At 66.8% G+C, this 22,579-nt stretch carries 21 protein-coding genes; 12 read left to right on the top strand and 9 right to left on the bottom strand.

Features of this window, described 5'->3' with window-relative positions:
• The first annotated feature begins 154 nt into the window (after positions 1-154).
• The 7 genes from JOF56_RS37370 to JOF56_RS37340 all read left to right on the top strand — a co-directional run bounded on the left by JOF56_RS37370 (position 155) and on the right by JOF56_RS37340 (position 8,902).
• Positions 155-1,327 (top strand): DegT/DnrJ/EryC1/StrS family aminotransferase, encoded by a 1,173-nt coding sequence (locus tag JOF56_RS37370; protein WP_307855429.1) that lies wholly within the window; start codon positions 155-157, stop codon positions 1,325-1,327.
• Positions 1,324-2,442, top strand: coding sequence for a DegT/DnrJ/EryC1/StrS family aminotransferase (locus tag JOF56_RS37365; RefSeq protein WP_209644136.1), 1,119 nt, complete (start codon positions 1,324-1,326; stop codon positions 2,440-2,442). The genes JOF56_RS37370 and JOF56_RS37365 overlap by 4 nt, the downstream gene beginning before the upstream one ends.
• 7 nt (positions 2,443-2,449) lie before the next feature.
• Positions 2,450-3,286 (top strand): class I SAM-dependent methyltransferase, encoded by an 837-nt coding sequence (locus tag JOF56_RS37360; RefSeq protein ID WP_209644135.1) that lies wholly within the window; start codon positions 2,450-2,452, stop codon positions 3,284-3,286.
• Entirely contained in the window at positions 3,283-4,227 is a 945-nt protein-coding gene (locus JOF56_RS37355) for a UbiA family prenyltransferase (RefSeq protein ID WP_209644134.1), read from the top strand. The genes JOF56_RS37360 and JOF56_RS37355 overlap by 4 nt, the downstream gene beginning before the upstream one ends.
• On the top strand, positions 4,217-5,494 hold the full coding sequence (locus JOF56_RS37350; protein WP_209644133.1) for a nucleotide sugar dehydrogenase: 1,278 nt from the start codon (positions 4,217-4,219) through the stop codon (positions 5,492-5,494). Before JOF56_RS37355 ends, JOF56_RS37350 begins: the two co-directional genes overlap by 11 nt.
• Positions 5,495-5,594: 100 nt before the next feature.
• Complete coding sequence (locus tag JOF56_RS37345) at positions 5,595-7,235, top strand: DHA2 family efflux MFS transporter permease subunit (protein WP_209644132.1); 1,641 nt, start codon at positions 5,595-5,597, stop codon at positions 7,233-7,235.
• Entirely contained in the window at positions 7,232-8,902 is a 1,671-nt protein-coding gene (locus JOF56_RS37340) for an AMP-binding protein (protein WP_209644131.1), read from the top strand. The genes JOF56_RS37345 and JOF56_RS37340 overlap by 4 nt, the downstream gene beginning before the upstream one ends.
• Here the strand turns inward: JOF56_RS37340 and JOF56_RS37335 are convergent.
• Positions 8,867-11,224, bottom strand: coding sequence for an ATP-binding protein (locus tag JOF56_RS37335; protein ID WP_209644130.1), 2,358 nt, complete (start codon positions 11,222-11,224; stop codon positions 8,867-8,869). The genes JOF56_RS37340 and JOF56_RS37335 overlap by 36 nt on opposite strands.
• A 339-nt stretch (positions 11,225-11,563) precedes the next feature.
• On the opposite strand from JOF56_RS37335, the gene JOF56_RS37330 reads away from it, so the two are divergent.
• Positions 11,564-12,022: an ester cyclase gene (locus JOF56_RS37330; protein ID WP_209644129.1), complete on the top strand. Its 459-nt coding sequence runs from the start codon at positions 11,564-11,566 to the stop codon at positions 12,020-12,022.
• Here the strand turns inward: JOF56_RS37330 and sigJ are convergent.
• Both sigJ and JOF56_RS37320 read right to left on the bottom strand, forming a co-directional pair.
• Positions 12,019-12,909 carry an RNA polymerase sigma factor SigJ gene (gene sigJ / locus JOF56_RS37325; protein WP_209644128.1) on the bottom strand — a complete coding sequence of 297 codons (891 nt, stop codon included), beginning with the start codon at positions 12,907-12,909 and terminating at the stop codon, positions 12,019-12,021. The genes JOF56_RS37330 and sigJ overlap by 4 nt on opposite strands.
• A gap of 248 nt (positions 12,910-13,157) precedes the next feature.
• The gene (locus JOF56_RS37320; protein WP_209644127.1) at positions 13,158-14,135 is read right to left on the bottom strand and encodes a helix-turn-helix transcriptional regulator; all 978 of its coding nucleotides are present in this window, start codon (positions 14,133-14,135) and stop codon (positions 13,158-13,160) included.
• 77 nt (positions 14,136-14,212) lie between these two features.
• Between JOF56_RS37320 and JOF56_RS37315 the strand changes: the two genes are divergently transcribed.
• Together JOF56_RS37315 and JOF56_RS37310 are read left to right on the top strand one after the other, a co-directional pair.
• Positions 14,213-14,551 (top strand): YybH family protein, encoded by a 339-nt coding sequence (locus tag JOF56_RS37315; protein WP_209648705.1) that lies wholly within the window; start codon positions 14,213-14,215, stop codon positions 14,549-14,551.
• A 50-nt stretch (positions 14,552-14,601) separates the two neighbouring features.
• On the top strand, positions 14,602-15,087 hold the full coding sequence (locus JOF56_RS37310; RefSeq protein WP_209644126.1) for a DUF488 domain-containing protein: 486 nt from the start codon (positions 14,602-14,604) through the stop codon (positions 15,085-15,087).
• Positions 15,088-15,149: 62 nt separating this feature from the next.
• Here the strand turns inward: JOF56_RS37310 and JOF56_RS37305 are convergent, their stop codons facing one another.
• Complete coding sequence (locus tag JOF56_RS37305) at positions 15,150-16,247, bottom strand: NAD-dependent epimerase/dehydratase family protein (RefSeq protein ID WP_307855428.1); 1,098 nt, start codon at positions 16,245-16,247, stop codon at positions 15,150-15,152.
• Positions 16,244-17,185: a ScbA/BarX family gamma-butyrolactone biosynthesis protein gene (locus JOF56_RS37300; RefSeq protein ID WP_307855427.1), complete on the bottom strand. Its 942-nt coding sequence runs from the start codon at positions 17,183-17,185 to the stop codon at positions 16,244-16,246. Before JOF56_RS37300 ends, JOF56_RS37305 begins: the two co-directional genes overlap by 4 nt.
• A 236-nt stretch (positions 17,186-17,421) precedes the next feature.
• Here JOF56_RS37300 and JOF56_RS37295 point away from each other — a divergent pair, with 236 nt between their 5' ends.
• On the top strand, positions 17,422-18,051 hold the full coding sequence (locus JOF56_RS37295) for a ScbR family autoregulator-binding transcription factor (protein ID WP_209644124.1): 630 nt from the start codon (positions 17,422-17,424) through the stop codon (positions 18,049-18,051).
• A gap of 50 nt (positions 18,052-18,101) precedes the next feature.
• On the opposite strand, the gene JOF56_RS37290 is transcribed toward JOF56_RS37295, so the two are convergent.
• Positions 18,102-18,776, bottom strand: a complete 675-nt coding sequence (locus tag JOF56_RS37290; protein WP_307855426.1) for a ScbR family autoregulator-binding transcription factor — start codon at positions 18,774-18,776, stop codon at positions 18,102-18,104.
• 273 nt (positions 18,777-19,049) lie between these two features.
• Between JOF56_RS37290 and JOF56_RS37285 the strand changes: the two genes are divergently transcribed.
• Complete coding sequence (locus JOF56_RS37285; RefSeq protein WP_209644123.1) at positions 19,050-19,811, top strand: AfsR/SARP family transcriptional regulator; 762 nt, start codon at positions 19,050-19,052, stop codon at positions 19,809-19,811.
• Between the two features lie 199 nt (positions 19,812-20,010).
• Here JOF56_RS37285 and JOF56_RS37280 read toward each other — a convergent pair whose 3' ends face one another.
• The 3 genes from JOF56_RS37280 to JOF56_RS37270 form a co-directional block, all read right to left on the bottom strand.
• On the bottom strand, positions 20,011-20,619 hold the full coding sequence (locus JOF56_RS37280; protein ID WP_209644122.1) for a class I SAM-dependent methyltransferase: 609 nt from the start codon (positions 20,617-20,619) through the stop codon (positions 20,011-20,013).
• A gap of 149 nt (positions 20,620-20,768) precedes the next feature.
• Positions 20,769-21,587, bottom strand: coding sequence for an ABC transporter permease (locus JOF56_RS37275; RefSeq protein ID WP_209644121.1), 819 nt, complete (start codon positions 21,585-21,587; stop codon positions 20,769-20,771).
• Positions 21,584-22,516 carry an ATP-binding cassette domain-containing protein gene (locus JOF56_RS37270; RefSeq protein ID WP_209644120.1) on the bottom strand — a complete coding sequence of 311 codons (933 nt, stop codon included), beginning with the start codon at positions 22,514-22,516 and terminating at the stop codon, positions 21,584-21,586. Before JOF56_RS37270 ends, JOF56_RS37275 begins: the two co-directional genes overlap by 4 nt.
• Positions 22,517-22,579: the final 63 nt, after the last annotated feature.

The raw sequence follows: 22,579 nt of genomic DNA, 5'->3' as shown, positions 1-22,579 counted from the left end.
ATATGACGACATATCCGGGCGGCATGGCTGATGACAGCCATTCCGTTGTCACGGCGCGGTCAGTGTATTGCTATTGCCCGATCCAAAAAGCTCCTCCTACGTTTTCCTTCGGACTGCGGCGCATGCTCGCGGAGGACATTTGGAGGATGGCTACGTGAACTCGAGGTCCGCGCCACCCATTCCTTTCTTCACTCAGGCTTCGTCGTTCGAACGGTGCTGGCCGGAGATCCGCCGGCATCTCAATGCCCTGTTCGACCGGGGCAAGTACTCACACGGCCGGCAGGTGGTGGAACTGGAGAAGATGCTCGCCGCCTACACCGGCGCCGAGCACGTTCTGGCAGTGAACAGCGGTACCGACGCGTTGACTTTGCTGCTACGCGCCGCCGGTGTGCGACGCGGTGACGAGGTCGTCGTGCCGGCGTTCAGCTTTGTCGCGACCGCGTCGTCGGTCGCGCTCGCGCTGGCCAAACCCGTGTTCGCCGACATCGACCCGGAAAGCTATTCGCTGGACCCGGATTCGGCTGAGGCGGCGGTGACCGAGCGGACCACCGCGATCATGCCGACCCACCTGTTCTGGCAGCTGGCGGACATGGCCGGGATCGGTCAGGTCGCCGCGCGGCACAACCTGACCGTGGTCGAGGACAGCGCCGAGTCGATCGGCATGCGCTGGGACGGCACCCATGCCGGGCTGCTGGGCAAGGGCGGGGTGCTGTCGTTCTTCCCCACCAAGACACTCGGCGCGCTCGGGGACGCCGGCGCGATCGTCACCAACGACCCGGACGTGGCCGACCAGGCCGCGATCCTGCGCCACCACGGCCGGATGGGCCGTACCACCGACCACATCGCCGGTATCTCCAACCTGTCCGGCGCGTCGGGCACCAACAGCAAGATGGACGACATCCAGGCCTGTGTGCTCATGGGCAAACTGCCACATCTGGACGCGGACATCGCACGCCGGGCCGTGCTCGCCGAGGCCTATACCGAGCGTCTGCGGGCAGTGCCAGGCGTGCTTCGGTTGCCGTCCCTCGCCAAGCGCGAGGTCCAGAGCGATCCCGTGTTCTACGTGTACGTCATCGAAGTGGAACGCCGTGACGAACTGGTCGAACACCTGACGCGGCAAGGCATCGGCACCGAGGTGTACTACCCGACGCCGCTGCATCTGCAGCCTTGTTTCGCCGAGCTGGGCTACCGCCGCGGCGACTTCCCGAATGCCGAGGCCGCGTGCGAACACACGGTCGCACTGCCGTTCCACCACGACCTCGACGAGGACACGGTCGACCGTGTCTGCGAGGCGATCCGCACCTTCTACACCGGGAGCCGGAATTGACCACGCTGCCGTTCTTCCCGCCGGACCTGTTCGAGCAGGACCGCCAGGCACTGCTGGACATCGTGTACGAGCACGGCACCGGGCCGTCCCAGAAGTTCATCCTCGGCGAGCAGACCGCCGCGCTGGAGGACGCACTGCGCGCCGAAACCGGTGCCAAGCACGTGATCGCGTGTGGCAGTGCGACCGGAGCGCTGGAACTTTGTGTGCGGGCACTGGGCATCGGTCCGGGTGACGAGGTGATCGTGCCCGCGTTCTGCTGTCAGCCGGTGGCCAGCTCGGTGATCAACATCGGGGCGACGCCGGTCTTCGCCGACGTCGATCCGTGGACCATGGTGCTGGATCCGGCCAAGGTGCCCGAGCTGGTCACCGAGCGGACCAAGGCGCTGATGCCCGCGCACATCTTCTCGATCATGGCCGACATGCCGAAGTTCCAGGAACTCGGCAGGCAGTACGGGCTGCCGGTGATCGAGGACGCGGCCGTGGCGCAGGGCGCGGTGCTCGACGGTGTGCCGGCGGGCCGTTGGGGCGAGCTCGGGGTTTTCTCCTTCTTCCAGGTCAAGGCGTTCGGAACGGCCGGTGAAGGCGGCATGGTCCTCACCGAGGACGACGAACTGGCCGCGCTCTGCCGGATGCTGCGCAACCACGGCCAGGACGGCAGGCAACGCTTCACGCACCACCGCATCGGCCAGAACAGCCGGTTCGACGAGGTTCTCGCTTCGTTCCAGCTGCACCGGCTGCCCACGTTCGCCGACCGCCTGGAACGACGCGCCCAGATCGCCGACTACTACTCCGAGCGGTTCGCGCCGCTGGCGGACCGCGGCGTGCTGGCCCCGCCCGCAGGCCGCAACGGCCGTTGTTACTACGTCTACTCGCTGCTGGTGAACCGGCGTGAGGACCTGCGCGCGTACCTCAGCGACCGGCAGATCGGCACACACATCTACTACCCGGTGCCCCTGCCGTTGCAGCCCGCGTTCTCCACGTGGGCACCGGAAGGGCAACGCTGGCCCAACGCCGAGCAGGTGAGCAAGCGCAATCTCGGCATCCCGATCTGGCCGCACCTGACCGACGGGAACGTCGAGTTCATCGCGGACACGGTGTGCGAATTCTTCGAGTGAGGGAGCTATGAGCACCATCTCCGAACAGGACTATGTCTTCAACCCGACCTGGGTCAAGGAGACCGAACGGCTGCGCACCAACGAGGCCATCTGGGATCCGGGCACGTTCGAACGGATGGACCGGCTCGGCGTCGCCGCGGGCTGGCGGTGCCTGGAGGTCGGCGCCGGTTCGGGTTCGGTGGCCTGCTGGCTGGCCGACCGGACCGGGCCGACCGGCCGGGTGCTGGTCACCGATCTGGAGACCCGGCGGCTGGTGGAGCGCCAGGAAACCGGGTGGTCGCTGGCCGACCTGCCACAGGTCGAGGTACGCAGGCACGACGTGCGGACCGAGGAGTTCCCTGCCGAGACGTTCGACCTGATCCACGCCAGGATGCTCGTGCAGCACCTGCCCGACCGTGCCGACGTCGTCGCACGGATGGTCCGCGCCCTGCGGCCGGGCGGCCTGCTTTTCCTTGAGGACACCGATTCCTCGACGTTGTTCCGCAGTTCCCACTCAGAGGATTTCCTGCAGGACATCCGGGCGGCCGGTTACGGCCTGATGCGCCAGTCCGGCCACGACCCGCGTGGTGGCCACGTCGACCTGCAGTTGCTGCTGGCGGCCGGACTGGAGACAACGGCCGAAGGCCGGGCGGTGATGGTGCGCGGCGGTTCGGACCAGGCCAGGCACTACATGCTGTGGCTTGAGTTCATGCGGTCACGGATCACGACGGCCGGCCTTGTCGACGACGCGCGCATCGAACTCGCCCTCGAGGAGATGGCCGACCCGGCCAACCACTGGCTCAGCCAGGTGATGATCAGCACCGTGGGCCGCAAGCCCGTACCTGAAGGGGACTCCGCGCGATGACGTCGACGACGAGCCCGGCCGGGCAGCGGCTACGGGCGTACGTGAAACTCGCCAAACTCTCGTTCTGGGACTACTACACCTGCATCCTCGTCGCGTTCGCCCTGCTGGCCCCGTCGGCCCAGGCCGAGCCGCGGATCTGGCTGGCCCTCATCCTGTTCGACCTCGGCTGGGTCGGTGTGGTCGCGGCGACCGTGGCGTTCGACGACGTCACCGGTTTCCGCGATGGCAGCGACGCACGCAACTACAATCCCGCGCAGACCGCGCTGCGGGCCAGGGATCGCAAACCGTTGCTGGACGGCAGGCTCACGGTGCCGCAGGCATTGCGCTTCGGTTACGCCTGCACCTTCATCGGCCTGGCGCTCTGGGTGGTCGCGTTCGCGATCGCGCCCTATGCGTCGACCTTGGGCATCGTGGCCGCAGCGGTGTGCGCGTTCGTCTTCATCCAGTACTCCTACGGCCTGAAGTTCAGCTACCGGGGTGGCCAGGAACTGGCTTTGTGGCTGTGCACCGGCCTGTGCCTGCTCGTGCCGTTCGCCATGATCAATCCCGAGGTGACCGGGCTGATGTGGCTCGAGTCGTTCCTCTTCGGACTGTGGAGCCTGATGGTCTCGGTGTACTCGAACATCAACGACATCGAGGGCGACCGGGAGGTGGGCCGGATCAATCTGGCCACCCGCGTCTCACTGGCCGCGTACCACCGGTTCATCGCCGGGCTGAGCCTGCTGGAGTTCGTCGTCATCGTCGGCGCGCTCGCGCTGGACGTCGCGCCGCTCTGGTTCGGGCTGTTCCTCGTGCCGACAGTGTTGATGCGCGCGAGGCAGGCCTATGACGGTCTGAAGGCCGGCCGGGTGCTGGTGGCCAGGAAGGCCGGCGTCACCATCCACCGCTGGGGAGTGGTGGCGCTGATCGCCGGGAACATCGTGATGGTCCATGTCGGCTGACCCGGTGTGCAAAGTCGTTGTCGTCGGCCAGGGGTATGTCGGTCTGCCGCTGGCCGTGCGGGCCGCCGAGGTCGGGCATTCGGTGGTCGGCTACGACGTGGACGACGGCCGGATCGGCCGGCTGCGGTCGGGTACGTCCTATGTGGAGGATGTGTCCGACGAACGGCTCGCGGCGGTGATCAAGGCGGGTGGCTACCGGCCGACAACGGACGCGGGCGACCTGGCCGGGTTCGACGTCGCCGTGGTGACCGTGCCGACCCCACTGCGCGACGACGTACCGGACCTGTCCTTTGTCAAGAGCGCGGCGCTTGCCATCGCACCGCACCTGACCCACGGCGCACTGGTGGTACTCGAATCGACCACCTATCCCGGCACCACCGAGGACGTGTTCGGCGCACTGCTGGAGAAGGAAAGCGGCCTCGCGCCGGGGCCTGACTTCCGGCTCGGGTACAGCCCTGAGCGCATCGACCCCGGAAACCAGTACTGGACGTTCGAACGGACCCCGAAGCTGGTGTCGGGAGTGGACGATGAGTCACTGCGGCGGGTACGGGAGTTCTACGACACCGTGGTCGAGACGACCGTGCCGGTGACCTCGCCGAAAACTGCCGAGCTGGCCAAACTGATCGAGAACACCTACCGGCACGTGAATGTCGCACTGGTCAACGAGATGGCTGTGGTGGCGCACGAGCTCGGCGTGAACATCTGGGACGCCATCGGTGCGGCGTCGTCCAAGCCCTTCGGGTTCATGCGGTTCACTCCCGGTCCTGGAGTGGGCGGTCACTGTCTGCCGGTCGACCCGCGGTACCTGTCGTGGCGTGTCGAACGTCAGCTCGGCCGCCGGTTCCGGTTCGTCGACCTGGCCAATGACGTCAACAACCAGATGCCGCAGTATGTGGTGCAACGGTTGGTGGAGGCACTGAACGAGCGCCAGCGTTCCGCCAACGGTTCCCGGGTTCTCATGCTCGGTCTGGCGTACAAGCGAAACAGCGGTGACGCCAGGGAATCGCCCGCGGTTCGGGCGGCGGAGTTGTTGATACGCACAGGCGCCGAGGTACGTGCGGCCGATCCGCATGTCCGGGAGACCGCGCCGATCGACGCTCGTGTCACGCGTGTCGAGTTGAGCGTCGAGGAGGTCGCCACGGCGGATGCCGTCGTGATCCTCACCGACCACGACGCCTTCGACTACGACATGATCCACACCCACGCTCGCTACGTCCTCGACTGCCGCAACCGGCTCGCCTCCGACCGGCACATAGAGCGGCTCTGACCGGCTCGCCGAATTTGCCTCCCCGGCGATGTCACAGTTGCCGGCCCGCGTGCGTCGGTCAGTCGGGAGCCAACTCCCAGGCGACGCGAGGAGAGATCAGGTGCAGACGCGAGAGCGTAACCCGTGGGTGGTACTGAGTGTGCTGCTCGTGGGGTTCTTCATGACATTGCTGGACACCACGATCGTGAACATCGCCATCCCGGACATGGTGACCGGGCTGGACGCGTCGCTGGATCAGGTGCTGTGGTTCGTCAACGCGTACACCCTGGTGTTCGCCGCGCTGCAGTTGCTGTCCGGCAGGCTCGGCGACCGGCTCGGGTCACGGACCATGTTCATCGCCGGGCTGATGATCTTCACGGTCGCGTCGGCCGCGTGCGGGCTGGCGGGCTCGGCCGAGCAGATGATCATCACCCGGTCGGTGCAGGGCCTCGGCGCGGCGGTGATGATGCCCCAGACCCTCGCGCTGATCAGCGTGGTTTTCCCGCCGCAGAAGCGGGGCGCCGCGTTCGGCGTGTGGTCGTCGGTGGCGGGGCTCGCCATCATCGCCGGCCCCACGCTGGGCGGCCTGCTGGTCAGCACGGTCGGCTGGCGCTGGATCTTCTTCATCAACATGCCGCTCGGCGCGTTCGCCGTGGTGGCCGCGCTGATGGTCGTGCCGAACGCGCGCTCCGGCCGCCGTCCCCGGCTGGACCTGCCAGGCGTGCTGTTGTCGACCGTCGCGCTGTTCCTGGTGATCTTCGCGTTGATCGAGGGCCAGCGCTACAAGTGGGGCACGGTGTTCTCGTTCGTCACCATCCCGGCCGTGCTCGTCGCCGGGGTCGTGGTGTTCGCCGTCTTCCTGCTTCTGCAGCGGCGCAGGCAGGAGCGGGATCCGCTGCTGCCGTTCGAACTGTTCCGCAACCGGGTGTTCTCGGTCTCGGTGACCCTGTCGTCGGTGATCCTGTTCGCGTCCGTCGGACTGCTCCTGCCGCTGACCATCTACCTGCAGTCCGTCCTCGGGCTGTCGGCCATCGTCGCCGGTCTGGTGCTCGTGCCGCCGTCGGTGATCTCGCTGCTGCTCTCCCCTGTCGCGGGCAGTCTGGTCGCCAAGGTCGGCGGGCGGGCGATCCTGGTGCCCGGCCTGCTGCTCTACGGCGGCGGCGTCGGGCTGGCCGGGCTGATGGCCGAGCCGGACTCCAGTCCGTGGGTCCTGCTGCCGGGACTGATCCTGTTCGGTATCGGCATGGGCGTGGTGTTCCCCGCGATCAATACCCTTGCCATGCGGGACGTCCCGCCACCACTGGCAGGTGCGGCCTCCGGTGTGCTCGCCACGACTCGTCAGCTCGGCACTGTGCTGGGCGCCGCCGCAGTTGGCCTGCTGTTGCAGAACCGTCTGGCCAGTGAGGTGACCGAACAGGCCGCGCAGCGGCTCGGTGACCTACCGCCGGAGGCTCAGGCCGGCTTCCAGGACAACATCGCCGCGGCCGTCGACCGTGGCCTCGACGTCGGTGTCGGGCAGAGCGGTGGTATCCCGCTGCCGCCCGGCCTGTCCGAACAGGCGGCGCAGGAGACAGCGAGAGTCACGCAGGACGTGTTCGGCAGCGCGTTCACCACCGCCGCGACATGGGCGTTGGTGCTGACCGCCGCAGTGCAGGTGGCGGGCATGCTGCTCGCGTTGTTGCTGCCAGGCCGCGCCAAACCGCCGGCAGAGCCGTCGGACACGCCCGTGACCGCCGGGGTCACAGGGGAAAGGTCGTCGTGACAATCGATCCGTTCGACGTCCGGCCACCGGCGTGGATGGCGGCGCACTACCGGCGTGAAGGATGGTGGCGCGACGAGTCGATCCTGCACGACCTCGTCAGGGCCGCCGCCAGTTGCCCGGAACGACCGGCGATCATCGCCTACCGCGCGGAGACCGGCCGGGCGGTGACCGTGCGATACGGCGAACTCCTGCGCTATGTCCGCCGGTTCACGGGTGGGTTGATCGCACTCGGCATCCGTCGCGGTGACGCGGTGGCGTACCAGTTGCCGGACTGGTGGGAGACAACGGCACTCACCTTGGCCTGCATGTGGATCGGTGCAGTGGCCGTGCCGATTCAGACCAGTATCAGGCCGAGGGAACTGGAGCTGATCCTCACCGACGCGCGGGCACGGCTGTGCGTCACGGCACAGACCTGGCAGGGCGCCGAACTCGCGTGGGAGCTGGAGCGGATGGCGCCCAGGCTGCCCCAGCTGCGGTACCGCGTGGTGTACGGCGAACGGCCTGGCAACGGTGCGATCGACTTCACGGAACACTTCCTCAACACACCGCACGAGGACCTGATCCGGCGACCGCCTCCCCTGCCGTCCGGCGCCGCGATGGACGAGCCGCGGCTGCTGATGTTCACGTCCGGCACCACCGGTCAGCGAAAGTCCGTGCTGCACACCGAGAACTCGATCTACGCCGGGATAGGCGGGTACGCCGAACCGGTCGAACGCGGCTGGGACCGCCACGAGGTGTTCTGCACCCCGCACCCGATCACCGGGCTCGCCGCCACGCTGTACTCCGTCTGGGGATCGTTGCTGGCGCACGGAACCGGCGTGTACCAGGACGTCTGGGACGCCGACCGCCAGTTGGACCTGATGGCGTCCGCGGGTGTGACCCAGTTGTTCGCAGCCCCGGTCTTCCTGTCCCAAATGGTCGAGGCACAGCGGCGGCGGCGCAGGCACCTGCCGTCGTTGCGGTTGCTGAAAGCCGGCGCCACCCCCGTGCCCAGCAAGCTGGTGCACCAACTGGCCGACGAGTTCTCCGTGCCGATCCGGTCCTGCTGGGCCATGACCGAGGTCGGCCTCGGCCTGCGGATCCGGGAGGACGACCCGGACCGGTGGGCGGCGCACAGCGACGGCCGGCCGCTGCCCGCCCTGGCAACGGACCTGCGTCCGGTGCCAGGTGTCGACGGGCTTTACCGGCTGTGGGTGACTGGTCCGTCTTTGGGTTCGGCTGTATGGCAGACCGACGCACCCAGTGATCGGGATGTCCGCGCGCTCTGGGACACCGACAGCGGCTGGTTCGACACCGGCGACCTGGTACGGCACGACGGACATGGCGGGCTGCGGTTCGCCGGCCGGGCGAACCGGCGGATCGGTGGCATGTTCATGATCCCTGTCGAGGAGGTGGAAGGGGAACTGCGGGAGCACCCGGCGGTCCGGGAGGTGGCGGTGATCGGCCACGCGGTGTCTGACGGTGACGAGCAGCCTTGTGCCGTGGTGGCCTCCCGCGGCCACTGCCCGTCCCTCAGCGATCTGCGCGATTTCCTGACCTGGCGAGGCATGACGGAGTGGTACCTGCCCACGAAGCTGATCCAGGTGGAGACGTTGCCCCGGGACGCCTGCGGCAAGGTCTCCTACGACCGGCTACTGACCATGCTCGCCACGGCGAACGTCTCCTAGCCCGTCGTCGACCTTCAGTACCCACTGTGCGACATGGATACGGGACGGCAGGCCGAGCTTCTGCATGATCTGCCGGACGTGGTTGACCGCGGTCCACTCCGAGATCTGCAGCTGGTGGGCGATCTGGCGATTCGTCAGACCCTGACTGACCAGCGAGGCGATCTGGTACTGCCGGGGAGTGAGCTTGGCTTCCTGTGGCGCGGAAGGCGTACGCCCGCCGTCGGCCAGCAGCGGTGCCGACAGTATCTCCGCCACCATGGCGGCGGAGTCGAGCAACCGGCCTTCCTGCCACAGGGCCTCGAACCTCGCGCCGCCGAGGTTACGGCGTAACTGGCGTAATGGTCCGGCGTGCACGGTTCGCCGCGTCCGCAACGGCGACGCGTGCGTGGCCTTGCGCAGGGCCGAACCTGCCGCCATCATCCGCACAGTCCGGTCTTCCTGCCCCGAAACCTGTTGCCACAGCAGAGATGCGTACGCGTCGAGCACGGTTGGCAACATCGTGCGCTCGCCGACCGACCGCAGCCTTTCCATGCTCAGCCTGAACAATCGTTCGGCCACGTCGAACTGACCGCGTGCCATGGCCAGCTCAGCCTGCTCCGCGAAGACCAGGCCGGTTCCACGCACATCCTGGTGGCGTGCGTAGACGAGCCGGGCGACCCCCAGCAGTTCCTCGCAGCGGTCGAGATCCTGGCCCGCGGACATGGCGAGCGCGAGCGCCGCGTCGCCGATCTCGGTCGGTGCTTCCGCCCGGCCCGCGGACCGGATCACGTGGTCGATCGACCGGACGTTGGGCCGCTCGCCCGCATGCTGGAGGGCCGCGTGGCGCTGGGCCAGCATGGCCTGCTCCCGATCATGGTCGCCGCACTCCCGGTAGGCCGTACTCGCCCGGTGGAAGGCCTCCGCTGCGCGCAGCACATCACCCATTGCGGCGGCCAGCGCACCATATGCCGCCTGTGCCGCACCATCCGATTGCGACAGAGACGCGTCAGTGAGGTGCCGGCATCCGATCTCCAGATGTCCGTGGATCAGCCAGAACCGGTGCATCGCCACCGCGGTGCTCGAGGCTTCGGCCGGGCGTTCGTCCTGGACCAGGAAATCCAGTGCGCACCGCAGGTTGTCGTGCGCGGCTTCGAGTTCACCCAGCCACTGTGCCTGGTCACCGCCGGTGAGATGGGGCTTGGCGCGGTGGGCCAGAGCCTGGAAGTGTTCGGCGTGGCGGGTTTTCACGTCGGCCAGTTCCCCGCGTTCGGTGAGCCGGTCCAGGCAGAACATCCGCACTGTCTCCAGCACTGCGAACCGAGGGGCGCCCGAGCCGTGCCGCACCACGACCAAGTTGAGGTCCACCAACGGTTCCAGCACACGTTCCGTCTGGTGTGGCGCCAGCCCGCCGAGATCTTCGACCGTGTCGAGCCCGATGTCCTGCACACACACCGCGATCCGCATCAGCAGACGCTGTTGTTCCTCGTCCAGCAGCCGGAAACTGCCTTCCGTGAGGGCGTGCAGCGACCGGTGCCGGTGCGGCCTGCCCGTGTTCCTGCCGACAGCGCCGTGGCCGCTCTCCTGCAATCGGTTGACCAGGGTCGCGACCGGGAACAGCCGCAACCGCGCCGCGGTCAGCTCGATCGCCAGCGGCAGGCCGTCCATCCTGCGGCAGATCTCCGCGACAGGTTCCGCGTTCTCCGCCGTCAGAGCGAACGACGGATCCATTGCCCTGGCCCGGTCCATGAACAGCGCCACCGACGGGTATTCCGGTAACTCCGCGACATCCTCGGTGAGCGGGCATTGCGGCGTTGGCAATGGTCGCAGCGGGAACAGCCGTTCCCCGTACAGCTTCAACGGCCGCCTGCCCGTGGTCAGCACTCGCAGGCGGCTGCGCCAGGAACGCAGGTCGGAGACGAGCGCGGCCACGGCCTCGATCACCTGCTCGCAGCCGTCGAGAATCAGCAACACGTCTCGATCCGGAATGATCGCGACGATGTCACGAACGGTCACCGGAGCGCGGATCGTACGGCCGAACTCGTCACCGAGCGCACCAGCGGCCGACCTCAGCACACCCTCCGCGGTGTCCACGTCGTGCAGGTCGGCGAGTACGACGGTGAACGAGGTCGTCAGGGTGACCTCGTCAGCCGCCGCGGCCGCGAGCCTGCTCTTGCCGACTCCGCCGGGGCCGGTCAGCGTGGACAGGTAGGCGTCGGATCTGCACAGGTGCGCGACCAGGGTCAGCAGATCCGTGTCCCGGCCGAGCAACGGCGGTAACTGGCCGGAGAATCTCGGTGGCTGAGCCCGGGACGGCCCGCCCACGGATATACGCATTTCGGTCATTCCGGCCCCCTAATCAGTGGATCGCGCCTACCCGGTCCAGATGGCACGGTCCCTGCAATCGTTCGCCCCAGGCTGGTGATTATCTTTCTATACATTCGCCCGGAACGGGCGGTCCAGTCGGGTGACGCCGATTGCAACCAGTTGGACAATCTGTAACTGTCCGGTGTTTTGGACTACAGCACACGGTACGGGTCGTCGGGAAACTGTAAAGCGGCCAATAACAAAACGTTGTCAGGAATGCGTTCCCAGGGCGGTGACGGCACAAATACCGGGTCTCATGTCACAGTTGCGAGCTCTGCTGCGTCGGTCAGGTACACCGACTGGAGGAGTGAGGACCATATGAGTTCATTGGGAGAGAAGTTCGTTCTCGCATGGGCCACTCAGGACTGGGAATCCTTCGCTCAACTGTACGACGAGGACGTCATCCTCTACGCCCCCTTCGCGTGGAAGGTCATGGGCTTTCCCGCTGTTCTCAAGGTCGCGAGCGGGTTCCACGTGACCTACCCAGGCCTGCGCGTGGCGCTGCACGACGAGTTCCACAACGCCGACAACACGCGCGCCGTCTTCCGCTATGCCTGGGACTGGCACAACACCGGGCCGTTCCACGGGCAGCCGCCCACCGGCAGACGAGGCACCACGATCGAGACCCACACCGTCCGGCTGCGCGACGGCCGCATCACCGAACAGATCGTCTCCACGAACAACCTGGCGCTGATCAGCCTGCAACTCGAGCGGGGCCTGGAATTCCCGTTGGTCACACCGGATCCGGCGTTGGAGATCGTCTCCGCGTCCGTCTAACTGTCCTGCGGGACAGGGATACGTGACAACTTGCCCTCCTCGCGGATGACCCACACGGCCGCCACCCGGCCGTCCGGCCCTGGCGCGAAATCGAGCACGAATGCCGCGTACACCTCGTCGCCGACGACCAGCAGACCACTGCCACTGCCGTTGAGTTCGACATAGCGCGACCGGATGCCGGCCGGGAACCGGCCGGCAACCGACGCGAAGTAGCCGGCGATCGCCTGCGCGCCGTACACCGGTTGCAGCGGGCCACCTTCGGATCGGCCGTTGGAATCGACGTACATCGTGACGTCCGGCGCGAGCAGCTCCATCAGCCCGCCGAGGTCGCCCCCGAGGCAGGCGGCCAGAAACCGCTCGGTGATCTGCCTGGTTTGCATGCTGTCAGCGGTAAACCGGGGGCGGCCGCGGACATTCGCCCTGGCCCGGCGGCCGAGCTGGCGGACCGCCGCCTCCGACCGGTCGATCGCCTGCGCGACTTCGGGAAAGCTGAACCCGAACACCTCCCGCAGCACGAAGACCGCACGCTCAAGGGGCGACAACCGTTCCAGCATCACCAGTATCGCCATCGAGACCGAATCGGCCAGCGCCACGCTCTCCGCGGAATCCGGGCCGGTCAGCAACGGTTCCGGCAGCCAGGAACCGACGTACTGTTCCCGCCGCGCCTTGGCCCGGCGCAGCTGGTCGATGGAGGTACGGGTCACCGCGCGGACCAGATAACCCCGGGGATCGACGACCGAATCCCGGTCGATCTGGTTCCACCGCAGCCAGGTCTCCTGAATGGTGTCCTCGGCGTCGGCGACGGTACCCAGCATTCGATAGGATATGCCGAACATCAAATCCCGGTATTGCTCGAACGCGTCGACACGAGCCGGGTCGGCCTGCATGTGATCAGCATACCAGCCAGGTAGCCGGTAATTGACCGACACGCTCGCCGAAAACCTCACCAAGGCCGCCACACATAGACTGCCAGCGAAATCCACGCACCCCCGGCAGTCCACGGCAGTACAAACAGCCGCGTTACTTGTTCGCAGTCACCCGGCCATATCGAGTTTCGTCCCATCTGACGAACACGAGCCCAGCACCGGCGAAATGCGCCGCACCCGATCCGTCGCCTTTGCAGGATCCCGCCAACTCAGGATGACACCCCGTAGCAGGTGGCCAGAGCGGCGGCGCGGTCCCGCAGGGAGGTGCGTAACCATTGCGGGGCAACGACTTCCGCGTTTGTGGCGAGCTGCCACAGTGCCCATTCGGCGTGTCTGGAGTCTTGGAAGGTCAGCTCCATCCGAAGCCATCCGTCCGCGTCGGCTTCTTCTTCGGCGCGTACAGCCAGCGCGGTGCCCACCAGGTCGCCGCGCCGGGATGGGTTCACTCGTGCCAGCACGGTGACCTGGTCACCGCCGGTCCGGAACCGTGTGCTGCGTTCCTGCCAGGCTCGGTCCAGATCGACGCGGTCCGGTCGCTGGGCGGGTTCGGCGAGTTGCTTGGCGGCCAGGATTCGTGACAGCCGGTAGGTACGGTCTGAACCAGATCTCGTTGCCAGCAAATAGCCCTGGCCACGGACGGTGACCAAGCCGATCGGGTCCACCGTGCGCCATTTCGGGGCCTGGTCGGCAGCCGCGTAATGGATGCGCAGCTTGTGCCCGGCGAACACCGCACGCCGGACCTCGGTCACCACAGTGTCGGGCACTTCCTCGGTATCCGTCCGACGCGCGAGCAGGTCGGTCTCCGGGTCTATGAGCAGTCGTTGGACCGCGCCGGCCGCCGTGGCCCGATGGCTTTCGGGTAGCGCGTCGACCACCTTGCGCATGGCCGAAGCGAGCGCCGAGCCGAGGCCGAATGCCTGCGCGCCACGCCGCGATCCGGCGACCAGCAGGGCAAGTGCCTCGTCGTGGTTCAGTCCGGTGAGTTCGCTCTGAAATCCAGGCAGCAATGCGAAACCGCCGTGCCTGCCGCGTTCGGCGTAGACCGGAACTCCGGCCGCGGACAACGCCTCGATGTCGCGCAGCACAGTGCGCGTGGACACCTCCAGCTCGCGGGACAGCGCGGTCGCGGACAGCCGGCCGTGCTGGCGCAGCAGCAACACCAGCGATACCAGCCGGTCTGCGCGCATACGAAAACTCTAGCGGAATACACGACACAGGATGTCGTGTATTGCTTGGCAAGCTCTCCGGCATGACAAGCAAGACAGTGGCCACTGAACCGAACGACCTGGGCAGGTACTTTATCGAGCGCGCCAACGCGGGCGACGTCGACGGGCTGGTGGCGTTGTACGAGCCGGACGCCGTGCTGGCGTTCCCACCGGGCAACCTCGCAACCGGACATGCCGAGATCCGCAAGGTGTACGAGGAGTTCGTCGCAGCCGCGCCGGTGCTCGCGCCGGGCAGGCAGCATCCAGCGTTGGTCAGCGGCGACCTGGCAATCACGGCGTCCACATTGACCACCGGTGAGATGACCGTCGAGATCGCCCGTCGCCAGCCGGACGGCTCCTGGCTGTGGGCCGTGGACCAGCCGGTGCTCGTGCCGTAACAGAACGGCGGTGGGCTCAACCGAGCCCACCGCCTCAGACAGGGGCGGCGATGAGGCGCATCACAACGATCGGTGTCTACGGCTTCACTGCCGCGACTTTCATCGAGAAACTCACCGGCGAGGGCGTGGGCCTGCTACTCGACCTCCGCCAGCGCCGTGGCGTCCGAGGCCCCGACTACTCCTGGGCGAACTCGGCGCGACTGCAGCACATGCTCGCCACGGCCGACATCGGCTACAGGCACGTAAAGGAACTAGCGCCGACAACCGAACTACGCCAACTCCAATACCGCGAGGACGACCGCCAGGGCGTGGGCAAGCGCAACCGCATCGCGCTGGCGCACGAGTACGCCGAGCGCTATACCCGCGAGATCCTCGACCCGTTCGACCTCAGCGCGCTCGTGGCAGAGCTTCCGAGCGACTCGGCGACCGCGCTCTTCTGCGTCGAGCGCGACCCCGAGGCCTGTCACCGCTTACTCGTGGCCGCACGCGTACGCGCCGCGCACCGCCTGCCAGTCACGGACCTCCGCCCAGGCTAAGCCATGCCTGTCAGTCCACAGTGCCTCCTCGGAAGCGCTACTAACGACACATTACGGACAGATCAGCCGACGCGGTCCACAGTGTCGCCCGCCCGCAAGAATCCCCGTTGACGGCACGGAAAGATCGAGGATCCACGGCATCGCTGCCGCCGCTCCTGCAGCCGGGGGCGCGGCCGGCCGACCGGGGCGCCAAGCCGGTCGCGGTACCAGCCTGCCGCCTCGGGTAGCCGGGCGATGAGTCCTGGGCCCGGCGCAAGGCCGGTGAAGTCCCATATCCCCGAGCTGTCGTACCAGTGATCCTCCACCAGCATGGAGTGCTGGTGGTCGGTGAGCGCTGGCATGGCTTCGCGGGTCATGGTCCGATGGTCGGCTACGGACAGATCTCCTTCCGGTAGCGGCAATTCCAGTAGTTCGCACACGCGGGTGATCAACTCCCGGGCGCGGACCGGTTGCGGGTGGTTGACGTGGAACACCCTCCCGATGTCCCACTTCATCCCAGCGAGCGCAACCGCGGCCGCGGCGAGGTCCGTCACCGCGACCAGCGACATCCGCGCAGATCCCCCGTCGGCCCACATGGGCACGCTGCGCAGCCATCGCACCAACGTCGGCACGACGTGCCGATCTCCGTTTCCGTACACCACGTTCGGCCGCAACACCATGCCACCGACGGCGAGGACCATTCGTTCGGCAGCGAGCCTCGTGCGGCTGGTCACCGACACCGGCGCGGGCACAAGTTCAGACTCCCCAAAGCCTCTGTGCGCGCCCATGCCGTAGACAGCGGACGTACTCAAGCAGATCACGCGGGTAACCCCAGAGCGCCGCGCCTCGTCGAGCAGCGCCCTGGTTCCATGTTCGTTGACGGCGGCGCACGTCTTCGGGTCGCCACCGATCTGCGAAGCGAAGTGCAGCACGGTCCCCACGCCTGCGCACATGCCCTGCAAAGTGGACGGCTGAGTGAGATCCCCGCGCACCGCGGTCACCCCCGCCTCGGTCATCCACTGTGGAATCGGTTGCCGGGTCAGCACTCGCACCCGCCGCCCGGCGTGCTGGGTGAGCAGCTCGCGCACCACAGCCGAACCGATGAAACCCGTTGCACCGGTGACCAGAAACTCGGCCGACCGGAAGTCTTTGTCTTCCCCAGCCCCCAGGGTGACACTCACGGCAACAGCATTTCCATCATGCCAGTGGCGACAGTGCTGCCATCCTGCTGCAGCGTGACACTCACGACCCGCGTGCCCTCCCTGGCCGGCGGGTCCTCATCGGCGATGATCAGGCACGGCTCATCGAACTCGACATAGGACGCGAAGTCGAACTCCGACCGCACCGGCAGGGCCCGCGGGTCTCCCACCATCACCAGGGCGGCCTGCCGGACCCCCTCCAGCATCACCATCCCGGGAACGTGGTCGACCGGGTGGTCGAACAGCACCGGGTGGTCGGGATCGAACTGCAGCGCCCAGACGTTGCGCAGTGGCGTCTCGGCGAGCAGGACGTCCTCCGGCCGTTCCCGGCCGACCAGCGCCGGGTCGACGGTCGGCAGCTTCTCGGCCTGAAACGGCGTCGCGGCGAAGTGGTCGCCACGCAGCCGCCGGTATGTCGCTGAGGACACCGAACTCCAGCGTTCCGATGAGGACGCGATGTGCAGACCGTCGCGGTAGCAGTCGAAGTCCATGGTCGCGGTCAGTGACTTGCCACGGCGGCGTACATCGCGGTGGCTCACGTGCAGCACCACGTCCACCGGCCGGTCGGTGGTCCGGAACCCCTCCGCCTTGACGGCGAACGTCTTGGAGTGGGACATGATGTGGAAGTTCAGCGGGACGTCCAGGACACAGTGCGAGACGAGCAGCCCTGCCTGCCGGCAGCACTCCACGAAGAGCATCGGGTCGTGGGAGGTTCGCGTCCTCGGGCCGAGGAAGCTGTGCCGGCGCGGCCACTGCGCACCGACCAGGAACTCATTGTCACCGACCACCCGCAGATCTGTGACGAATACTTCGGATAACGCGGCGCGGTGCACCAGGTGTCGAGGAACGGTTTGCGTGAACTGAACCTGCTGGGGTGGAGTCGGAACGCCGGCGAGCGACGCTCCGTTCAATAACGACACATCCGGTAATTCACCGGTTTGAACATTTGTCCCATCAAGCAACGCCGTCACAACGGCCTCCCTGCGAGAGATTTCCCCTAGTCGTGCTTACTTTCTACTTGGATCGAGCCGAGAAAACCATACCTACCCACCGGTTTTTTTCACTGGCCTACATACCAACCGGTGTGTTAACTTCTGAGGTCAACGGTCCGAGTGGCTACACACGGCCGATCGTCCCATCAATGAGAGGAGTTGACGTGGCGCGACAGGAACGCGCTGAGCAGACCCGTAACGCAATCCTGGATGCCGCGGCGGCCCGGATCGACGAGGTCGGCTTCGTAGGTGCAAGCCTGTCGGACATCCTGTCCGCAGCCGGGGTGACCAAGGGTGCGCTCTATTTCCACTTCTCCTCCAAGGAAGAGCTGGCCAACGCGCTCATCGGGGACCAGTTCTCGTCTGCGGAAGAACTGCCGGAAGTCGAGAACCTGGGCATCCAGACCGCCATCGACCGCGGTCACATGCTGGCCCACGGCCTGCGCACCAACATGCGGATCCGCGCGGGTATCCGGCTGGTGATCGAGCAGGGATCGTTCATCGCGCCGGCGAGCAACGCCTACAAGCAGTGGATCGACTTCACCCACAGCTGCATGCTCGCCGGGAAGGTCAACGGTGACGTGCGCAAGGAGGTCAACCCCTACGACCTCGCCCAGTTCGCCGTCGCTTCGTTCACCGGCATCCAGCTCACCTCGCAGGTGCTCACCGGCCGCGCCGATCTGCACGAGCGAGTGACTTTCTTCTGGGCGACAACACTTCAGGCCGTGGTGCCGCCGCGCAGGCTGCACAAGTTCAACCCGGCCGGCAGTGACCCCCAGCTGCTCACCGCCTGACTTTCACCGACCACCCGCCCGGCCCCGCGCTCAGCGGGGCCCAGCGGGGGTCAGGCGATCACACCTGGCAAAGCATGGCCGCCACGGGCGCCGATCAGCCCGGGCTTGACCAGCTCCCACATCCCGGCCACCGCCTTGACCGGCTCCATGTCGCGGTCGCCGGTCCTGGTGGACATCATCGCCTCCGCGCCGACGCACATCACCGCGATCAGCAGCGCCGAGATGTCCAGTGGCGCCGACTTGTCGAGCTCCCCCAGCTCCTCCGCGTCGTTGATGTACCGCTGCACCTGCGCGTACCAGGCACGTGAGAACGCCAGGAACCGGCCGTGCCGCTCGCCCATCTCACGGGCCATCCGGAAGCTCGCACCGACCACGGCTTCGTCGCCCAGCCAGCGCATCAGGGCGTGGGTGAGGTAGATCAGCCGCCGGACGGCCGACGGCTCGCGGGCGTCCTGCTTCTTGATGAAGGCATGTAACACCGTGATGGCCTCGGCCTGCACCGCGTCACACATCTCATCTTTCGAGGAGTAGTGGAAGTACAGGCCACCCTTGGTCACGCCTGCGGCCTGCGAGATGCCCGTCATGCTGCACGCCTCGTACCCGTCGCGGCGCAGGAGCTCGGCCGCGGCGGCCAGGAGATGTACCCGGGTCTGCTCTGAACGAGCCTGCTTGGTCACCGCGAATCCCGCTTTCTCGCCACGATCCTGTGCCGGTCCGTGCGGCACATGATTCAATACTACAAAACCAACCGACCGGTATGCAACTAGGGGGTTGGTTCATCCCACCCCTACCGGGCGGCCAGGGAGAGACTGGATCATGGCTTCTACCAGGAAGTTTCCGCATCGCGGCAACCAGGGCCACCTGCGGCCGGACCACGGCGACACCCTTAGAAAAAAGACCGACCGCCTGGTTTTGCCTTGACAAACCAGGCGGTCGGTTTAGTACGCTGCAGGCATGCCCAAGGTGGTACGGATCCCCGGACGATTACTGAGGTCACCATGAACTACGAAATTCTCGGTCAGATACAGGTCAGCGGCGCCCCTGGGGTCTGCGCGCCCCGGGCACGCAAAGTCGAGACACTGCTTGCCATCCTGCTGACCAAGGCCAACCAGGTGGTCACGACCGAGCAGCTGGTCGTGGAGATCTGGGGAGACAAACCTCCCACCCGGGCCAGCGACACCCTCTACGTGCACGTGTCACAGCTGCGCAAGCTGCTTCGCGGGTCGACCAAGTGCGAAAGCCAGCTCATCACCAGCCCGCGCGGTTACTCGCTGATCGTGGCACCCGACGAACTGGACGCCGACCGCTTCAGCAGGCTTTACCAACAGGGCCGTGACCTGCACCGGGATCGTAGCTACGGCCAGGCCGCGGAGGTCCTGCGCCAGGCCATCGCGCTGTGGCGCGGTCCCGCGTTCGGCGGCCTCATCGACACCCCGCTCATCCAGACGCACGCGATGCTCCTGGAGGACAGCAGGCTCGAGTGCATGGAACTGCTGATGGAGACCGAACTGCTGATCGGCCGGCACCGCGAGATCGTGGGCACCCTGACAGCGCTGACCAAGCAGCATCTGCTGCGCGAGACCTTCTGTGAGTACCTGATGACCGCCCTGTTGCGGTGCAACCGCCGGGCCGAAGCGGTGGAGGTCTTCGCCGCCGCCCGCCGCAGGATGATCCAGCAGCTGGGCATCGAGCCGGGTCGCTCGATGCAGGACCTGCACCAGAGAATTCTGCTCGGCGAGCGGTCCGAGGTCGCCGTCTGATCAACGACCGTATGGCAGGTAACCAGTGGGATTTCGCTTTTGACCGAACAACGGTGATCCGGCGTTACACGAACGGCCCGGCGAATGATTTCGCCGGGCCGTTCGTGTATTTCCCGGTCCAATCGGACTAGCAGACTCCTCCCCGCAGCCGAGAGGAGTTCAGCGAAAGCAACTGCGGAGTTCGGCGAAATTTGACCCATTAGTTACGGAATACCGACATGTGGGTGGCTTTGCCGGTGAAGGGCTCCGCGCGCCAGCCACCCCAGCGATCCTCCAGCGCCAGCTCCGCCAGCTCGCACATCAGATCCAGCTCCGCGGGCCAGACGTAGCGCAGCAGCACCGGGTCACCGGTGAGCGCGCACGTCGTCCGTAGCCGCTGCCCAGCAGGCTCGTGGTCAAGGCGCTCTTCGTCCCAGCGCGCGAGATCCGGCACTGAAGCGTGCACCACCAGAGCCCCGCCTGGGCGCAGGAACGACGAAACCCTTCTCAGGCACCGCACCTGCTCCCGCTGGCCGGTGATCCGGCTGAGCTCGTCCTGGATGGCGAAAACGACGTCGAACTGGCCTTTCAGGCCGGGGATCTGGCCGGCGGCACAGCGGCGCGGGTCAGCGCTCGAGACGTCCAATCCGTTGGCGGACAAGGCGAACGACACTTGTCCGGGGGTAACGGCAAGCTCGAGCAACCTTGGCCGGGCGCCTGGTGGCGTCACCCGGCAGGCCAGCTGCGTGAGGAACGCGGCCGCGCCGCCGTTGTCTCCGGCGCTCGGGGACAACCACTCCACCGGCATCTCGTCAACTCGGCTCACCATCTCCGCACTCCACTCCACGGGTTCTTCTCTTCACTACCCGTTACAGGATGCGCGAAGCACCTAAAGGCGACCTATGCCTGCCGCACCACAACGGGAGTGACCACGCCGTAAGGCATGACCACTCCCGTGGTGGGACTGTGCCGCGGATGTCAGGCGGCGGCACGCTTGAAGCGCCGGACCGCGACGGTCCCGGTGAGTGCGACGACACCCACCAGCCACGCCAGTGCGATCCAGCCGGTGCTGCCGACCGGCATGCCGTTGAGCAGGCCGCGGACGGAGTCCACGACCGGCGTCACCGGCTGGTTGTCGATGACGACCTGCAGGACACCCGGCATCGAGGCCGTAGGCACCAGCGCGCTGGTCGCATACGGCAGGAACACCAGGATCATGCCGAGCCCGCCGGCACCTTCGACAGTCTTGGCGACCGTGCCCAGAAGCACGGCGCACCACGAGATCGCGGTGGCGAACAGAACGAACAGGCCGAGCGCACCCAGCCAGTCGATCAGGCCGCCACCCGGCCGGAAGCCGACGAGCAGACCCACCGCGATCATGATCACGGTGGACAGCATGCTGCGCAGCACACCGGAGACCACGTGCCCGATCAGCACGGCGGAGCCGGACATCGGCATCGACCGGAACCGCTGCATGATCCCGCCTTGCAGGTCCGAGGCGACTCCGACCACGGTCGTGGTGGCGTTGAACGCCATGCAGACGATGATCAGCCCCGGAACCAGGTAATCCACATAGGACATGGCGCCGACGTTGATGGCGCCACCGAACACGAATCGGAACAACAGCAGCAGCACGATCGGCAGTGACACAGCCTGGAACAGCATCTCCGGGTTGCGCGCGATGTGCTTGACGTTACGCCGGATCAGCACCCGGCAGTCGGCGATCGCGGAAGCGAACGACAGTCGCTTCGGACTCGGCGTCGCAGGGACAGTCTCCCTGGACAGGGTCTGGGTCATCGTTGGGCTCCTGCGGTGTTTCCGGTCAGTGCGTTGAAGACGTCGTCCAAAGTCGGCTGCGACAGCGAGATCTCCAGCGGGTCGAGACCCGCGTCGGCGACCTCGTTGAGCAGCTTCCTTACCTGTGCCGGCCCGTCCACGGCGACGCTGACGACGGACGGGTCGGACAGGACACCACCGATGAGGCGGTGGGCTCGGGTGGCGACGGCTTCGTCGGCGTAGGTGAGCTTCAGCCGCTCGGTGCCGACCTGACGTTTGAGGTCACCGGCGGTGCCCTCGGCGACCACACGGCCGTGGTCGATCACCGCGATCCGGTCGGCGAGCTGGTCGGCCTCCTCGAGGTACTGCGTGGTGAGCAGGATCGTGGTGCCGGCGTCGAGCAGCTCCCGGATCGCCTCCCACATCTGCGTGCGGCTGCGGGGATCCAGCCCGGTCGTGGGCTCGTCGAGAAACAGCACCGGCGGCTCGGTGATCAGGCTGATCGCCAGGTCCAGCCGGCGCCGCATGCCGCCGGAGTAGGTCTTGACCGGCCGGTCGGCGGCCTCGGCCAGGTCGAACTGGATGATCAGCTGCTCGGCCCGGGTACGGGCCGCGGCCTTGTCCAGTTTGAAGAGCCTGGCCATCATCTCCAGGTTCTCCCGTGCGGTGAGCAGTTCGTCCACGCCGGTCTCCTGACCGGTCAGGCCGATCTGCGCACGCACCGCGTGGGTCTGCTGCTTGGTGTCATATCCGTTGATGCTGACGGTGCCGCTGTCGGCCTGCAGCAGTGTGGTGAGGATGCGCACTGTCGTCGTCTTGCCTGCCCCGTTGGGGCCGAGCAGTGCGAACACCTTGCCACGCTCGACTTGTAGGTTGACTTCCTCGAGCACGTCGACATCGCCGTAGGACTTGCGCAGCCCCCGTGCCTCGATCGCATAGCCGGTGACCATCGGTTACCTCTCTCTGTTCTGGCAAGGGAGCCGGCAAAACTGTGTATGACATGAACCGTTCGG

It is taken from the genome of Kibdelosporangium banguiense (assembly GCF_017876405.1).
GTDB classification, from domain to species: domain Bacteria; phylum Actinomycetota; class Actinomycetes; order Mycobacteriales; family Pseudonocardiaceae; genus Kibdelosporangium; species Kibdelosporangium banguiense.
This window is presented reverse-complemented; position numbering and strand designations above follow the sequence as displayed.

Bases quoted from the DNA above. Each gene is read 5' to 3' on its own strand.
- JOF56_RS37360 (WP_209644135.1), top strand. From the start codon at position 2,450: ATGAGCACCATCTCCGAACAGGACTATGTCTTCAACCCGACCTGGGTC.
- JOF56_RS37355 (WP_209644134.1), top strand. From the start codon at position 3,283: ATGACGTCGACGACGAGCCCGGCCGGGCAGCGGCTACGGGCGTACGTG.
- JOF56_RS37350 (WP_209644133.1), top strand. From the start codon at position 4,217: ATGTCGGCTGACCCGGTGTGCAAAGTCGTTGTCGTCGGCCAGGGGTAT.
- JOF56_RS37335 (WP_209644130.1), bottom strand. From the start codon at position 11,224: ATGACCGAAATGCGTATATCCGTGGGCGGGCCGTCCCGGGCTCAGCCA.
- JOF56_RS37330 (WP_209644129.1), top strand. From the start codon at position 11,564: ATGAGTTCATTGGGAGAGAAGTTCGTTCTCGCATGGGCCACTCAGGAC.
- sigJ (WP_209644128.1), bottom strand. From the start codon at position 12,909: ATGCAGGCCGACCCGGCTCGTGTCGACGCGTTCGAGCAATACCGGGAT.
- JOF56_RS37320 (WP_209644127.1), bottom strand. From the start codon at position 14,135: ATGCGCGCAGACCGGCTGGTATCGCTGGTGTTGCTGCTGCGCCAGCAC.
- JOF56_RS37310 (WP_209644126.1), top strand. From the start codon at position 14,602: ATGAGGCGCATCACAACGATCGGTGTCTACGGCTTCACTGCCGCGACT.
- JOF56_RS37285 (WP_209644123.1), top strand. From the start codon at position 19,050: ATGAACTACGAAATTCTCGGTCAGATACAGGTCAGCGGCGCCCCTGGG.
- JOF56_RS37280 (WP_209644122.1), bottom strand. From the start codon at position 20,619: ATGGTGAGCCGAGTTGACGAGATGCCGGTGGAGTGGTTGTCCCCGAGC.
- JOF56_RS37275 (WP_209644121.1), bottom strand. From the start codon at position 21,587: ATGACCCAGACCCTGTCCAGGGAGACTGTCCCTGCGACGCCGAGTCCG.
- JOF56_RS37270 (WP_209644120.1), bottom strand. From the start codon at position 22,516: ATGGTCACCGGCTATGCGATCGAGGCACGGGGGCTGCGCAAGTCCTAC.